The organism is Mesorhizobium sp. M1423, from assembly GCF_040317575.1.
Classification (GTDB): domain Bacteria; phylum Pseudomonadota; class Alphaproteobacteria; order Rhizobiales; family Rhizobiaceae; genus Mesorhizobium.
The window spans coordinates 19,237-34,061 of sequence record NZ_JAMYKU010000010.1; the positions used below are offsets into that span (position 1 = coordinate 19,237).

17 protein-coding genes are annotated in these 14,825 nt (G+C 62.6%); 8 read left to right on the top strand and 9 right to left on the bottom strand.

Annotated elements, in window-relative coordinates:
- The first annotated feature begins 288 nt into the window (after positions 1 to 288).
- A complete protein-coding gene (locus tag NKG95_RS14550; RefSeq protein ID WP_023717250.1) occupies positions 289 to 1,509 on the top strand; it encodes an AI-2E family transporter in 1,221 nt (406 codons plus the stop codon).
- Here NKG95_RS14550 and NKG95_RS14555 read toward each other — a convergent pair.
- From NKG95_RS14555 to NKG95_RS14565, 3 genes are all read right to left on the bottom strand, one after another.
- Positions 1,497 to 2,393 carry a DMT family transporter gene (locus NKG95_RS14555; protein ID WP_023717251.1) on the bottom strand — a complete coding sequence of 299 codons (897 nt, stop codon included), beginning with the start codon at positions 2,391 to 2,393 and terminating at the stop codon, positions 1,497 to 1,499. The two genes, NKG95_RS14550 and NKG95_RS14555, sit on opposite strands and share 13 nt — an antisense overlap.
- A gap of 122 nt (positions 2,394 to 2,515) precedes the next feature.
- Positions 2,516 to 3,280: an arginyltransferase gene (locus NKG95_RS14560; protein ID WP_023717252.1), complete on the bottom strand. Its 765-nt coding sequence runs from the start codon at positions 3,278 to 3,280 to the stop codon at positions 2,516 to 2,518.
- Positions 3,281 to 3,416: 136 nt separating this feature from the next.
- Positions 3,417 to 3,887 (bottom strand): RDD family protein, encoded by a 471-nt coding sequence (locus NKG95_RS14565; RefSeq protein ID WP_023674465.1) that lies wholly within the window; start codon positions 3,885 to 3,887, stop codon positions 3,417 to 3,419.
- Positions 3,888 to 4,096: 209 nt separating this feature from the next.
- Here NKG95_RS14565 and sthA point away from each other — a divergent pair, with 209 nt between their 5' ends.
- Positions 4,097 to 5,485 carry a Si-specific NAD(P)(+) transhydrogenase gene (gene sthA, locus NKG95_RS14570; protein ID WP_023717254.1) on the top strand — a complete coding sequence of 463 codons (1,389 nt, stop codon included), beginning with the start codon at positions 4,097 to 4,099 and terminating at the stop codon, positions 5,483 to 5,485.
- A 9-nt stretch (positions 5,486 to 5,494) separates the two neighbouring features.
- On the opposite strand, the gene NKG95_RS14575 is transcribed toward sthA, so the two are convergent.
- Positions 5,495 to 6,352, bottom strand: a complete 858-nt coding sequence (locus NKG95_RS14575; protein WP_502913952.1) for an alpha/beta hydrolase — start codon at positions 6,350 to 6,352, stop codon at positions 5,495 to 5,497.
- 22 nt (positions 6,353 to 6,374) lie between these two features.
- Between NKG95_RS14575 and NKG95_RS14580 the strand changes: the two genes are divergently transcribed.
- A complete protein-coding gene (locus NKG95_RS14580) occupies positions 6,375 to 7,547 on the top strand; it encodes an OpgC family protein (RefSeq protein WP_023717256.1) in 1,173 nt (390 codons plus the stop codon).
- A 22-nt stretch (positions 7,548 to 7,569) separates the two neighbouring features.
- Here the strand turns inward: NKG95_RS14580 and NKG95_RS14585 are convergent, their stop codons facing one another.
- Positions 7,570 to 8,652: a LacI family DNA-binding transcriptional regulator gene (locus NKG95_RS14585; protein ID WP_353041237.1), complete on the bottom strand. Its 1,083-nt coding sequence runs from the start codon at positions 8,650 to 8,652 to the stop codon at positions 7,570 to 7,572.
- Positions 8,653 to 8,816: 164 nt separating this feature from the next.
- Here NKG95_RS14585 and NKG95_RS14590 point away from each other — a divergent pair, with 164 nt between their 5' ends.
- Complete coding sequence (locus NKG95_RS14590) at positions 8,817 to 8,960, top strand: hypothetical protein (RefSeq protein ID WP_353022111.1); 144 nt, start codon at positions 8,817 to 8,819, stop codon at positions 8,958 to 8,960.
- A 64-nt stretch (positions 8,961 to 9,024) separates the two neighbouring features.
- Positions 9,025 to 9,168: a hypothetical protein gene (locus NKG95_RS14595; RefSeq protein ID WP_352481237.1), complete on the top strand. Its 144-nt coding sequence runs from the start codon at positions 9,025 to 9,027 to the stop codon at positions 9,166 to 9,168.
- Between the two features lie 51 nt (positions 9,169 to 9,219).
- Here the strand turns inward: NKG95_RS14595 and NKG95_RS14600 are convergent, their stop codons facing one another.
- Both NKG95_RS14600 and NKG95_RS14605 read right to left on the bottom strand, forming a co-directional pair.
- Complete coding sequence (locus NKG95_RS14600; RefSeq protein WP_353041239.1) at positions 9,220 to 9,591, bottom strand: DUF423 domain-containing protein; 372 nt, start codon at positions 9,589 to 9,591, stop codon at positions 9,220 to 9,222.
- A 55-nt stretch (positions 9,592 to 9,646) separates the two neighbouring features.
- Positions 9,647 to 10,906 carry an MFS transporter gene (locus tag NKG95_RS14605; RefSeq protein ID WP_353041241.1) on the bottom strand — a complete coding sequence of 420 codons (1,260 nt, stop codon included), beginning with the start codon at positions 10,904 to 10,906 and terminating at the stop codon, positions 9,647 to 9,649.
- A gap of 169 nt (positions 10,907 to 11,075) precedes the next feature.
- Between NKG95_RS14605 and NKG95_RS14610 the strand changes: the two genes are divergently transcribed.
- Positions 11,076 to 11,738 carry a GntR family transcriptional regulator gene (locus NKG95_RS14610; protein WP_353041243.1) on the top strand — a complete coding sequence of 221 codons (663 nt, stop codon included), beginning with the start codon at positions 11,076 to 11,078 and terminating at the stop codon, positions 11,736 to 11,738.
- A gap of 96 nt (positions 11,739 to 11,834) precedes the next feature.
- Positions 11,835 to 12,092, top strand: a complete 258-nt coding sequence (locus NKG95_RS14615) for a DUF982 domain-containing protein (RefSeq protein WP_023674477.1) — start codon at positions 11,835 to 11,837, stop codon at positions 12,090 to 12,092.
- A 52-nt stretch (positions 12,093 to 12,144) separates the two neighbouring features.
- Here the strand turns inward: NKG95_RS14615 and NKG95_RS14620 are convergent, their stop codons facing one another.
- Positions 12,145 to 12,303: a hypothetical protein gene (locus tag NKG95_RS14620; protein ID WP_292656176.1), complete on the bottom strand. Its 159-nt coding sequence runs from the start codon at positions 12,301 to 12,303 to the stop codon at positions 12,145 to 12,147.
- Between the two features lie 123 nt (positions 12,304 to 12,426).
- Positions 12,427 to 13,470, bottom strand: a complete 1,044-nt coding sequence (locus NKG95_RS14625; protein WP_352856122.1) for an aldo/keto reductase — start codon at positions 13,468 to 13,470, stop codon at positions 12,427 to 12,429.
- Positions 13,471 to 13,750: 280 nt separating this feature from the next.
- On the opposite strand from NKG95_RS14625, the gene ppk2 reads away from it, so the two are divergent.
- Positions 13,751 to 14,671: a polyphosphate kinase 2 gene (ppk2, locus tag NKG95_RS14630; RefSeq protein ID WP_352491852.1), complete on the top strand. Its 921-nt coding sequence runs from the start codon at positions 13,751 to 13,753 to the stop codon at positions 14,669 to 14,671.
- Positions 14,672 to 14,825 lie beyond the last annotated feature (154 nt).

Genomic DNA, 14,825 nt, shown 5'->3' on the forward strand with positions numbered 1-14,825 from the left:
TGACCTTTCGGGGGGCGGTCAGGCGAGGTGGTGAAAGGGAATTCGTGTTTTCGCGCCCGGCGGCGCATTTTGTTCTTGCTTTGTGCCGGCAGCTATGCTACTAATTTCACTATGGTGCTGATTCGCACCGACGACCCGCCTCCCAAGGCGGGTTTTTTGTTTCGGGCTCCTTTCGACCAAATTGGAATGCCGTCACGATTGCTGCACTATATCAGTGCATAAGCTTCGCCATGGGAAATCGCGGGGATAACGCATCTGAACGACACGGGGCGTTGGGGAGGTAGTCGCTTGAAGGAAGTCAGGATACAGAAGCCGGAGCGGCAGCAGCGCCTGTTTGGCCTGTCGACGCCGCTCAGGGCCGCTGTCATTCCGCCGCTGTCGGCGGCGCGCTGGCTCCTGGTGCTGATCGTCGCCGCCGGCGTTTATTTCTTCCACGGCTTCCTGTTCCCGGTCCTTGCCGCCCTGGTTATCGCTTTCGCCAGCTGGCCGCTCTATCGGCGGCTGCTCGCCGGCGTCGGCGGCAACCGCACGATCGCCGCGACCCTTGCGATCCTGTTCATCCTGACCTTCCTGGTGGTGCCGATCGCGCTTGCCGGCACCTATGCCATCAACGAGGTGCGCGAATGGGTCGGCTGGGCGATCGAGACCAACCGCTACGGCGCGCCGACGCCGCACTGGATCGCCACGCTGCCTGTGGTAGGCGAATGGCTCAATGAACAATGGACGGTCAACGTTGGCCACCCAGGCGGTATCGGCGAACTGATCCAGCTGATCAGCGGCGCCAATATCGGCAGCATCTATCGCGGCGTGCTTGCCGCCGGCGGCAGCGCCTTCGGCCTTTTGTTGACGCTGCTGTTCATGATGATCGCGCTGTTCTTCGCCTATCGCGACGGCGAGCATTTCGCCGGGCAGGTCGATCGCCTCGGCGAACGCATCCTGCCGGCCAGATGGGAACGGATCTCACGCGTGGTGCCGGCGACGATCTCCTCCACCGTCACCGGCATGACCGTTATCGCCATCGGCGAAGGGCTGGTGCTGGGCATCGCTTACTGGTTGGCCGGCGTGCCGTCGCCGGTGACGCTCGGCGCACTGACCGGCATCATGGCGCTGATCCCCGGCGGCGCGCCGCTGTCGTTCACGCTGGTCTCGATTTACCTCGCCGCCAGCGGCTCGCCGATGGCCGGGCTGGCGCTGTTCATCTGGGGCGCCGTCGAACTCTTCGTCGTCGACAAGACATTGCGCCCGAAGCTGGTTGGCGGACCGATAAAGCTGCCCTTCCTGCCGACTTTCTTCGGCCTGATCGGCGGCGTCAAGACAATGGGTTTTCTCGGCCTGTTCATCGGCCCGGTGCTGATGGCCCTGCTGGTCGCGATCTGGCGCGAATGGCTGCGCGAGGTGGAGCTGACCGATGAACTCGCTGCCGCCGAACCGGCGGAGCAGGAAGATGCACCGCCGCAGATCGAAATTGTCGCCGAACGCGCCGCCGCGAAAAAGAATCAGGCCGGGTGACTGACGGCGAGCGTGGCGCGGCGCTTACGTCCCTCGTGCAACTGCCAGAGCGAATGGCCGATCAAGGTGACGATGAGGATCGTGCCGCCGATCAGGCTGTTGCGCGACGGGGTCTCGGCGAAGATCATCCACACCCAGACCGGCGCCAGCACGGTTTCTAACAGGTAGAACATCGCCACTTCCGGCCCGGAAATGTATTTCGGACCGTTGGCGAGGCAGAAGAACGAGATCGGCATGATGACGGCGCCGTTGAAGACGATCCACCACGGTGCGTTGACGTGAAAACCCACCTTGGAAACCATCAGGGCGGCGATGGCCAGTGGCAGCACGACTCCGATCAGCGCGGTGAAGCCCATATCCTTGCCGCTGGCGCGCGAGATGGTGATGGCCGCGGCGATCATGAAGGCGGAGCATAGTGCCATCAGGTCGCCGAAGAGATGCCCGGTTCCGACGGAATCACCGACAATCATCACGACGCCGGCGATCATCAATGCCAGCGCTGCGACCGTCAGGGGCTGTGGCCTCTCCTTCAGGAATAGCCACGACAAAAGGGCCGCGAACATGGTGGTGAAGGCCAGGATGAAAACGAGGTTGGCGGTCGAGGTGTTGTAGACGCCGGTGATGAAGGCGATCGAGCCGAGTCCGTAGAGGGCGGCAACGATGAGCCCTGACCAGCCCGGGATAAGCTGCGGTGCCTTTGCGCTCAGCGAGCGCCAGATGGCCCAGATGACGAGCGTGGCGACGAAGGTCGTGCCGGTGCGCAAGAGCAGGATCGTCCATGCCTCGCCGTCGGCGAGCCGGATCAGCGGAATGTCGACGGTCAGCGTCAATCCGCCGATGGCGGTGATCAGAAGGCCTCTCTGGTGGTCGTTGTGGGAAGACATGCAGCAATTCTCGCGGTAGGCTTGGAGGCGCAAAATTGACCCGCCCGGTCTTCCGCCGATCGGCCGGAAGCCCAGCGGCATCCTCCTCGAAACAATTTAAGGGTGAATACCGAAAGCGGAAATCAGCGCGAAACCGCTTCGTGATTGTAGCGTTCCCAGCCTTTCGGGCCGAGATGCTCCTGCGGCTGGAAGCGCATCTTATAATTCATCTTGCGCGAGCCGTTGACCCAGTAGCCCAGGTAGACATGGGGCAGGCCCATCGCCCTGGCGCGGGCGATGTGGTCGAGGATCATGAAGGTGCCGAGGGAACGGTCCTCGAAATCCGGGTTGAAGTAGGAATAGACCATCGACAGGCCATCGGCCATCTTGTCGGTGAGCGCCACGGCGATCAGTTCGCCCTGACCCTTGCCGGTGATGAAGCTGTCAGGTCCGCGGCGACGGTATTCGATGACCTTGGTGTCGACATGGGTATCCTCGACCATCATGGCGTAGTCGAGCACGGTCATATCGGACATGCCGCCACGGCGGTGGCGGGCGTCGAGATAGCTGCGGAACAGCGAATACTGCTCGGTGGAGGGTTCGGCGTCGTGCATGGCGCCGACCAGATCCGAATTATGCTGTATGACGCGTTTCATGTTGCGGCTGGCGGTGAACTCCTGCGCCAGGATGCGCACCGACACGCAGGCGCGGCAGGTCTCGCAAGCCGGCCTGTAGGCGATGTTCTGCGACCGCCTGAACCCGCCCTGCGTCAACAGATCGTTCATCTCGGGGGCCTTGTCGCCGACCAGGTGGGTGAACACCTTGCGCTCGAACTGGCCCTCGAGATAGGGACATGGCGAGGGCGCGGTCAGAAAGAACTGTGGCGACTGGGTCGGGTGCTGCGTCATCGAGCCTTGGAAACACTCCTGCGAATCGCTCTACCTTTGGCGCGGACGCCGAAAAATTCAACAGGATTGTGAAAGCCTGTGTGAATGGACGTCTTCACTTTTGTGCGCAAAGGCTGCGGCCGCGCTTCAAAGCCGCTCAGCGGCCGCTGCGGCTGACGACCGTGCCGAGCAGCAGGTCGTGCAGCGTGCGCTTGCGGTCGGAAAACAGGCTCACCAGCAGGACCAGCGGCGAGAGGATGACATTGCCGGCCCAAAACAACACCGAATGGACGACGGCAGTCAACCCGTCGATGCGGCTGCCGTCGAGCCGGTCGAGCCGGATGCCCATCATCTTCATGCCGGTGGTGGCCTGATCTTTACTGCCGAGCGTGTTCCAGATGTAGAGGATCGCGACGGCCGGCACGAGAATGGAAAACAGCATCCAGCCGAGGCCGAGCGTCAACAGCCCGAACAAGAACACCAGGATCGCGAATGGAATAGTGAGCAGCGCGACGATGAAATAATCGATGACGAAGGCGAGAATGCGCCGCGTGCGCACGCCCTCATAGGCGCGAACGTCTTCGAGCCTGCTGGTGATGATTTCGCCGTCGAGAACGCGAGCGTTCATGTCATTTCCTCGTAATCGAACCCGGGTTAATGCACGGGCCGCGTATTGATGAAATGGTGAAGGTTCGCGGTGGAATCAAGATCGAGCCATTCGCCACCGTAGATGGTGACGGAGTGCCCGGCGCCGTCTGACTTGTTGAATTCATGGCGCGGATAGCGTTAGCTTGCTGCGGCGCAACAAAACGTGCCGAGCCGAGGGGACGGGGCGACATGGACTACGACATGCTGGTCATCGGCAGCGGCCCATCCGGGCGCCGCGCCGCGGTGCAGTCGGCCAAGCTCGGCAAGTCGGTGCTGGTGGTCGACAGAGGTCGTCGTCTTGGCGGCGTGTCGGTACACACTGGCACCATACCGTCGAAGACGTTGCGCGAGACGGTCCTCAACCTCTCCGGCTGGCGTGAGCGCGGCTTTTATGGACGCGGCTACCGCGTGAAGCAGGACATTTCGGTCGGCGATCTGGTCGAGCGCCTGCATAAGACGCTCGACCATGAGGTCGAGGTGCTGCAGCATCAGTTCATGCGCAACACGGTCAAGAGTGCGCGCGCCGCGGCAAAATTCCTCGGCCCCAACAAGGTCAGCCTGACCACCGACACCGGCGACTACAGCGAGGTTGGCTTCGCCCATGCACTGATCGCGGTCGGCACCCGGCCGCACCGGCCGCGCGACGTGCCGTTCGACAAAACACGGATTTTCGACAGCGACGAGATGCTGGAGCTCGACCGGCTGCCGCGCACGCTGACGGTGATCGGCGCCGGCGTCATCGGCGTCGAATATGCGACGATCTTTTCGGCGCTCGACGTTCCGGTGACGCTGGTCGAGCCGCGCAATACCATGTTGGATTTCGTCGACCGCGAGATCGTCGACGACTTCATCCATCAGATGCGCGACCGCGGCATGACCATCCGCTTGGGCAGCGCCGTCAAGGAGATCGCCTCCAAACCCGATTATGCCGAGGTGATGCTGGCAGACGGCCGCACCATACGTTCCGAGATGGTGCTTTATGCTGCCGGGCGTACCGGCAATGTCGGCAGCCTGGGCTTGGAAGCGGTCGGCATCGAGTCCGATTCCAGGGGCCGCATCAAGGTCGATCCGCAGACCTTCCAGACCAGCGCGCCCAACATCTATGCCGCCGGCGACGTCATCGGTTTTCCGAGCCTGGCCTCGACCTCGATGGAACAGGGCAGGGTGGCCGCCTGCCATGCGTTCGGCGTGCCCTTGCCGCCGCCGCCCGAAACCTTTCCCTACGGCATCTACGCCGTGCCGGAAATCTCCACCGTCGGCCAGTCGGAGGAGCAGGTGCGCGAGAGTGGTGCTGCCTATGAGGTCGGCGTGGCGCGGTTTCGCGAGACATCGCGCGGCCACATCATGGGCGTCAATACCGGCTTCCTGAAGCTTCTGTTCTCGATCGAAACACGCCGTCTGCTCGGCGCCCATATCGTCGGCGAGGGCGCGACCGAACTCATCCACATTGGCCAGGCGGTCATCAATCTCGGCGGCACCGTCGACTTCTTCGTCAACAACACCTTCAACTATCCGACGCTGGCCGAAGCCTACAAGATCGCCGGGCTGGACGCCTGGAACCGCATGGGGCGAGGATAGCTTCGAGGCTCATCGATCTGACGTTGCAACGGCGACCGCAGGATCCGCCAGCCATTGCCTGACGATCTCGGCGTCCGGATCGCCGATTTCATGGCCGGAGGCAATGGTGTGGGTCTCGACCTTGGCGCCATGCGAACTCAGCAGGGCGGCCAACACCGCCGCGAATGGCGCATAGGTCAGGTCGGCGGCGCCGGCGATGATCAACGCCCGCGCCTTCGACAGGTCGGCCGGCGGCACCTCGTCAAGCACCGGCATCGGACGCAGCAATGCGGCGCGCTCGATCAGGCCCGGATGCAGCAGCATGACGCTTGAGACCAGATTGGCGCCGTTCGAATAACCGACAAAGGTCGCGCGGCTGAGATCGAAGCGGTGGCGCTTCGCGATGCCGTCGACGAAGCCCGCGAATGCGTCCGTCTCCGCACGGATGCTCGTCTGTTCGAAACGCGTCGGGGTGATTCGCGTGAACCAGCGGAACCCGCCCTCCTGAGGGATGCGGCCACGGACCGCAACCAGCGCCGCATGCGGCGCGATTTGCCGACCAAGCGGCAGCAAGGTCGTCTCATCGACTCCCGATCCATGCTGCAGGAACAGCCAGTCACCGGGTAAATTGGCGGGTCGATGGAGCCGGTAGAAAAAGCCTGAATTTTCCTGCAAAATACCGTCTTCGAGGCTCTCCTCGGCCATAGTCACATCCTTTTGATTTCGCGTTACTTTCGTTAATTTGCCGGCTTCAAAACGAAATATTTTCAAGCTCCGCGAAAGTTGATTGAACCGGGCGCATTTCAGTCCGTTTCTTTGCCGATATAATCCCCCCGCGGGAGGGATCGAAGCAGTGTGCGCCGGGTGGTCGCATGCCGGCATGAACAACCAGCTTTAAGGCCTTTTATCGATGACCATGCCAGTTTCGCCGGAACGCGATACGCGTATTGACGTGTTCCGGGCTCTCGCCCTCCTGACCATATTCATCGACCATGTGCCGGGCACCGTTTTCGAAACCCTGACCTACAAGAATTTCGGGTTTTCGGATGCGGCCGAGGCCTTCGTGCTGATCTCCGGCATGTCCGTCGCTCTCGCCTACGGCACCAAATTCCAGCCGGGAAACCGGCTGATTGCAACGCTGAAAATGTGGCGCCGCGCCGGCGTGCTCTATGTCACCCACATCGTCACGACGATGGTGGTCATGGCTATCTTCTGCGCGGCGGCGGTGTTTGCGAAACGGCCGGACCTTCTGACGCTGATCAACATCGAGCCGCTCGTCAGAAACCCGCCACAAGTCCTGGTCGGCATCGTCACGCTCGGCCATCAGCTCGGTTACAACAACATACTGCCGGTCTATGCAGCGCTGCTGTTGATGGCGCCGGCCTTCCTGCTGTTCATCAGCTATCGGCCACTGGCGGCGCTTGCCGTATCCGCAGCCCTTTGGCTGCTTGCCGGAATCTACCAGATCGCGCCACCGAACTACCCGGAGCCCGGGTTCTGGTTCCTCAATCCGCTGTCATGGCAATTGCTGTTCAATATCGGCATGGCCAGCGTGTTGCATGTGCGGCGCGGCGGCACCATCCCGGTCAATCGCTGGCTGGTCGGCGCCGCCGCCGCCTATGTGCTCACGGCGCTCGTCTGGGTGCACAGCCCGCTGTGGGGGCATGTGTCATGGCTCGACCTGCCGGTGGTGCTGACCGGTTTCGACAAGACATTCCTGTCGTTGCCGCGACTGCTGCACATCCTGGCGATGAGCTACCTGGTCGTCGCCTTGCCTTCCGTCTCGAACCTGTTCCGCACCGGTCGTGACAATCCGCTCGCCATATTGGGCAAACGCTCGCTGCCGGTTTTCATTGCCGGAACGGTGATTGCCATGGCGGCGCAAGTGATGAAGCTGATCAACCCGGGCGGCATTGCCTATGACAGTCTGCTGCTCGCCGCCGGCATCGCCATGCAGTTCGCGCTCGCGTTCTATCTGGAGTGGCTGTCCGCCATCGGCTGGTCCGGCAAGGGCAAGCCGGTCCGCAACGCGCCGCCTGGCCGTCCATCCTTTGGCATCGGTCCCATGGCGGCCAATAGATAAGATTTGGAGCCGATCTGCCCAGTCAGCCTGTACTTGGCGGCGGTCCGGACGATGCCCTGACGACAAGTTCGACGTCGAGCGTTTCTCGCCGCACTGTGCCATCGAAGTCGAGGATTCTTCGCGCTGCCCGGCGGCCGATCTCGGCGATCGGCTGGGCGATGGTGGTGAGCGGAGGCTCGCAAATTGCGGCTTCAGGCACGCCGTCGAAGCCGACGACGGAAACATCGCGGGGAACCGTGATACCCCGTGCGTTGAGCCATTCCAATGCCACCATTGCGATCCGGTCCGACATCGCCAGGATGGCGGTCGGCGGTTCCGCCGAGGCGAAAATGGTTTCGAGACCAGCCCTTGTGCTCGCCTTGTCGTTTTCGGTCTCGTAGACCGGCACCTTGGCGGTGTCGACACCGAACCTGGAAAGCTCTTCGAAATAGCCGAGGAGGCGGTCACGGGTTCCGGTATACGACGCTGTCCGGACCTGCTCGGGCGAGACAAGACCGGTGCTGTCGTCGGCGAAGGCCAGCGACAACACGGCGAAGCGGCGATGTCCAAGTACCGCCAGATGGTGCGCCGCGAGCCGGCCGCCGGCAACATTGTCGATACTGATCGCCGAGACCGTGTCGTCCTGCGAGCCGAACTCGAGCGCAACGAAGGGCAGCTTTCGTTCGCGCGTCAGCTCGACGAGGCGCGGACCGCCCTCGATGCAGAACAGGATGAAGCCGTCGACCAGGGCGCTCTGGATGTTCCAGGCAAGTTTTTCCTCGTTGCCAGCTGACACCAGGGCAATTCCCGCGCCGGTGGCGTCGCATGCCTCCGAGATGCCGGCCATCATCACGCGAGCAAAGGGGTCGTCGAAGAAATAGGACAGCGGCTCGGTGGTGGCGACGCCGATCGCATTGACCTTGCCGGCACGCAGCAGGCGGCCCTTTGGATCGGGGCCGGCATAGCCCAGCGCCTCGGCCGCCGCCTTGACCCGCTCGCGGACTTCCTCGCGCACGATTTCGGGACGGCTGAAGACATTGGAGGCAGTGCCGTGTGATACGCCCGCGGCTTTGGCGATGTCGGCCAGCCGGATGGGCCTCCTGCTGCCTTCGGTGAGTGATGCCATTTGTTTGTCTCCGGGACTCCGGTCCAACAGTATCGCCAATTACCTAACACCTTCCTTGGATCGATTCAAATTTTTGCTTGACATTTATGGTGCGGCGCGTATTCTTTGAATCGATCCAAGCGCGCTTTCGTCCGCAGGTTGGATCGATACAAGAGGAGAGTGCCATGCACCCCGTCAATTATCTGTTCGAGGACATTTACCAGAACGACTGGAGCATCCGCTCCAGCGCGGAGGCCCGGAAGCGGCGCGACAGGACCGGTCCGTGGATTCGCGACCTGCGTTTCCTGACGCGACGCAAGCGGAGCTGATCGGCAGCGTATTTTTTGCGCCTGCTGCTTGGATCGATTCAAATAAGCTAGAGGAGATTAAGCCATGCACCCGATCAAGCATCTGTTCGAAGACATCTATCGCAATTATTGGGGCATCTCGCCGGCCACCGAACGGCCGGAGCGACGGCGTGTGGTCAAGACGACCAAACGCGACGGCCAAGTTCGGCCCGAACGTCCGCGAGACTGAGCTGGCAAGACAGAGCTCGTGGATCGAGGGCGGCCGCCATTGGTTGCCGCATCAATGGCGGCGCGGACGCACCAGCGCCGAGGTGGCCATCACCAGCCAGCCGCCGATCAGCAAGGTGCCGCCGATCGGTGCCGACATCGGGAACAGCCGCGAGCCAAGGAAGTCGCGAGCGAGGAGATCTCCCGAGAACAGCAGAAGCCCGACGAGGAGGATGAGGCTTCCGCTTCGCAGGATGCTATTGCCACCGAGCAGCCCGACGGCAAGGAAGACCGGCGCATGCATGAGCAGGAAGGACGCGGCCGTACCAACGAAAGCGCCGCCGAGATGCGCCGCCGCCGCCGAAAGCGCCACGCCGGTTGCGCCGCATAGGCCGCCGGCAAAAATCAGAATGCGGCCGCCTGCCGCGTGTTCATCCGTGCTCATTTCCACGCCTCCGTGATTGCTGGCGACCGCCTGAGATAGCGCTGCGCGAACCGTGTCAGGATTTGCCGGCTTCCGCCAACATGTCACGTTCGCGGCGTGACTGGACCAGCCAGTTATAGGCCGCTCCGCCCGCCATCAGCACGGATGTGCCGAGAAACACCGCGCGCATGCCGAAATGGCCACCAACGAAGCCGCCGAGCAGCGGTCCGGCGACCTGCCCGACATATTGCGCCGAGATCGACAAACCCAGCACATTACCGCCGACGCCGTCGGGCACATTGTGGCGGATGACGCTGGTGATGCAGGGCAAAAGACCGCCAAGCGCCAGGCCCATCAGGAAACGCAGGCCGACGAGCTGCCAGCCTTGCGTGACGAAGGCCTGCGGGATCAGGAGCAGCGCCGAGACTGCGAGTGCGGCAACGATGACGTTCCAGTGGCCGATACGGTCGGCGAGCTTGCCGAGCCGCGACGCCGACAGGATGGCGCCGAGCGCTGCCGCCGACATGACGATGCCGGAGACCAGCGTGACCTGGCTCTGGTCTTCGATGAGCTGCTGGACATAGACGGTGATGATCGGCTCGATCGACATGGTGGCGAAACTCAACAGCATCCCGGTCGCCAGCATGGCGACGACGGGGCGCTTGTCGGGAATTTGCGACCAGCCGCCTTTCGCCTTTTCTTCTGACGCGGCCTTGGCGGCAACCGGGCGAGGGGCCTCCTTGATCAGCAAGGTGGCTGCCAGAAAGGCCAGGAAAATGACGCCGCCGGCGAGCAGGAATGTGGCGCGGATGCCAATCAGCGGCGGCAGCGCGCCGCCGAGCAGCGGGCCGACCAGGGCACCGGCCGTGATTCCGGCCGACAGCACGCCCAGCGCCCAGCCGGAGCGATCCTTGGGCGTCTGCATGGCAACCAGGATGGTCGAGCCCGAAGAATAGCCGCCGGCAAAGCCGATCAGCAGGCGCAAGAACACCAATTGCCAGACAGTCTGCACCATGCCGGTCAGCGACATGCACAGCGCCATGCCGAAACTGGCGCGCACCAGCATCAGTTTGCGGCCGTAGCGGTCGCCTAACCGCCCCCACAGGGGTGCGACCAGCGCGGCAGCAAGGAAAGTGGCGCCGTAGGCGATGCCCGACCACTGCACGATCGCCGCATGGCCCTCGGCGCCCAGCTGTTCGACGTAGAGCGGCAGGAACGGCAACAGCAGCGTCATCGCTGCGAGCGTGCTGAACGAGCCGGCAAAACACACGGCGAGATTGCGGCGCCAGTGGACGTTATGCGTGCCTTGCACGGCGAGGATGGCGTCTTGCGGCATGTCAGAGACTGCTGTCGTTGGGTTGCTGCGGATACCATTTTGGGATACCAAACTGGTATCCGTCATGGACGCAAGGCTGGTCGCTGTCAATGCGGTCCCTGCAAAGTGATCGCCAGTAATGGCCGGTGAGCAGAGGGCTAATGAACCGGCTCCAACAAACGGAACGCCAATGTCGCAGATGCAGAACGTCGAAAAGCAGCTTCGCGAGATGATCCTCGGGCTCGAGATCGGTCCCGGCGAGCGGCTGACGGAGCGCTGGGTCGAAAGCCGCTTAGGCGCCTCGCGCACGCCGGTCAGGGCGGCGTTGCTGCGGCTCGAGACCGAAGGCCTGATCTGCCGCGACGGCCGCGGCTGGACGGTCTCGCCCATCAATCTTGCCGAGCTGGAGCAGATCGCCGTCTATCGCGAGGCGGTCGAGGTCGCGGCAGTCAGGCTGACTTGTGCCTTGCAGGACAGGGGTGCCGTCGAAATCATCGAGGCGATGCTCGATTCCTGCGACGACCAGACGCCGCGCGAGGAATGGCATCGTGTCGGCATGGATTTTCATATCGAGCTGGCGCGCCTGTCAGGCAACGAGTTCCTGTTCAGAGCGGTTCGTGATGCGATGACGCGCCTGTCGCGCGCCCGCTGGCTCGAGGTTCGCGACGAGGCAGCGCTTGGCCGTGCCTGGGCCGAACACCATGACATTCTGTCGGCGGTGCGGGCCGGCGATGCCGACGGGGCCGCCTGCCTGCTTTCATCTCATATCGACGGTAGCCGCGACCGGCTGGTGACGTCGTTGCGCAACGACCGGCGCGGCCTGCGCGCCAGGGGATTTGCCGTCGTCGCTTGAGTGAGGATCGGCGGCCATTGATCACGAAAAAGGCAGATGAGCGAAGAAAGCTACTTTCGGTCTCGCTTCGCAAATGCCGATGGCGTAAGAGCGGCGATGGAAAACAACCGATTTGACACACCCGTGACCGTCAAGGGCGCGGCGGGAAGCAATCAGCTCTTGCGTACGGCCCGCGAGGCTTCCGACTACCTCCTCAACAATTGGCCCGGCAAGCGCAGCCCCAAGCACCGCGAAGCGCTGCAAGCCTGTCATGATGCGCTGGCCGGCGACAAGCCGGCCATGAACGCAAGACGGGCCTTCATTGCCGCCGCCCGCGAAGTGAACGTCTTCGTCAGCGACAAGGCGCCGGCCTGAGGCATAGCGGGGACTTGATCGAGACCCGGGCCGCCTGACAGGCCTGATATCATCACTCGGCCGTTTCGGTGTTGGTTTGGGACTCGCTTTCGCCCTCGGGCTTCGAGCGCTCCTTGGCCGCGACCTTGGCAGCCTGCTTTTCCGCCTTCTTGGCAGCCTTCTGCCGGTCGCGTTCCTTGCGTTCCTGACCGTAGTTCGGTGCTCGTGCCATATCGTTTCCTTTCATTGTGCTTGGCCTTTGCCTAGGAGCATTGGGCCACAAACACAACACCGCAAGGCACGATCGGCTCCATATCTCGTCGCAGTCCGGGGAGCCCCGCTTCAGGGCGTTTTTTCAGGCGCCGTCCCGGTCGAGGACGAGATCGGCGGGCCCGAACCGGTCCTTTGCCGTGAATTGCTGGTGCCAGTAGGGATAGAGCACGGGCGGCCTGCTGACCACGTCGAGGCGTGTGCGCTCCTCATCGCCGAGCACCAGGCTTGCAGCAGCGATATTGTCCTTGAAATGCGCTTCGGTTCGTCCGCCGATCACCAGCGAACTGACGGCGGGCCGGCCAAGCAGCCAGGCAAGCGCCACCTGCGCCGCCGACACGCCGTGGTTGTTGCCGATATCGATCAGCACGTCGACGATCCGCCACAGCCGGTCCTCGTCGCGGATCGGCGGTTCCGACCAGCCACTGAGCTGGCGGGCGGTCGGCTGGTCACGGTGGTATTTGCCGGACAGCAATCCGCCGGCGAGCGGGCTCCAGACCAGCACGCCGAGCCCTTGGTCGACCGAGATCGGCAACAATTCATACTCGGCCTCGCGGGCTTCCAGCGTGTAGTGGATCTGCTGGGTGACGAAGCGCGGCTGGTGATGACGGTCACTGATACCGAGCCCCTTCATCACCTGCCAGCCGGAATAATTGGAACAGCCGACATAGCGGACCTTGCCCTGCGCGACCAGCGTGTCGAGCGCGGCGATGGTTTCCTCGAGCGGTGTCAGGCCATCCCACTCGTGCAGGAAATAGATGTCGATGACATCGGTCCTGAGGCGCTTCAGGCTCCTCTCGCATTCGCGGATCAGATGATAGCGCGACAGGCCTTCATCATTGGGGCCTTTGCCGATCCGCATGCGCGCCTTGGAGGCGATCAACACGTCGCCCTTGCGCTTGCCGCAGAGCGCCTCGCCGATGATCTCCTCCGACACCCCGTTCGAATAAACGTTGGCGGTGTCGATGACGTTGATGCCCGCATCGATGCAAAGGTCGATCATCCGGCGCGCCTCGTCGAGGTCGGTCTTGCCGACCGCCGAAAACGCGCCGCCGCCGCCGAACGTCATGGTGCCCATGGTCAGCGTCGAAACCTTCAGCCCGGAACGGCCGAGAGTGCGGTATTCCATGTCGTATCCTCATGATTTTATCGGGAAAGGGCGTTTCAAACGACAGCCCTGAATGAACCGGGCATTTGTAGGATAATTCGTTCCGCTTGTCGCCCGTGTTGCAGGGCAACATCGATCACATCTTACGGATTGGACGCGCAGCCAGCGCAACAGCGGCTGCAATAAAACCGTCATTGCCGGCCTATACTAACATCGGTTCAGCGCTTCGATTTCCGGCCGCCGGGCCGGGCGGCAGAGCGCCTGACAGCGGCCGACACGGCCTGTAAGCGGAGCAGCGCAAATGACCGAGATAAAACAGAATTCCCCGGCCAGGGACTGGCTGGAAGCGGAACTCGCCGACACGCTCGACGAAGATTATGAGCTGGAAATCTCTGAGCCGGCGCTGTCGATGGAGATCGCCAAGATCTATAAGAATGCGCATCCGCCATCGATCGACCGCCTGCAATATTTTCGCGATCTGATCACGCTGCAATCCGAATTGATCAAGCTGCAGTCCTGGGTCGCCTATCACAAGAAGAAGCTCGTCGTGGTATTCGAGGGCCGCGACTCGGCGGGCAAGGGTGGCGTCATAAAGCGCATCACCCAGCGGCTCAATCCGCGCATCTGCCGCGTCGTAGCACTACCGGCGCCGACCGAGCGCGAGAAGTCGCAATGGTATTTCCAGCGCTACGTTCCGCATCTGCCGGCCGGCGGTGAGATCGTGCTGTTCGACCGCTCCTGGTACAACCGCTCCGGCGTCGAGCGGGTGATGGGCTTTGCCCAGCCGGATCAGGTCGAGGAGTTCTTTCGCGACGTGCCGGATTTCGAACGCATGCTCGTCCGCTCAGGCATTACGCTTGTCAAATACTGGTTTTCGATCACCGATGAGGAGCAGCAGATGCGCTTTTTGATGCGCATCCATGACCCGATGAAGCAATGGAAACTGTCGCCGATGGACCTCCAGTCGCGCGTGCGCTGGGAACAGTACACAAAGGCCAAGGAAGAAACCTTTGCCCGCACCAACATCCCGGAAGCTCCCTGGTTCATCGTCGAGGGCAACGACAAGAAGCGGGCGCGGCTGAATTGCATCGACCATCTCCTCAAGCAAATGCCCTATGAGGAGGTGCCGCACGAGGAGATCACACTGCCCGAGCGCGTCTTCAATCCCGAATACGAGCGCCAGGTGCTGCCGCGCGAACTGTACGTGCCGGAGAAGTATTGAGGCTGGGCCTCCTTCTCCCCGTCACTATACGGGGAGAAGGTGCTGGCAGGCGGATGAGGGGGCGGCGCCAACCTCGACAATTGAACCCGCTCAAATCACTTCGTGGACTAAACTTATTCTGACGTCATATTGCCCTCGGTGGTATTGTCCGGCA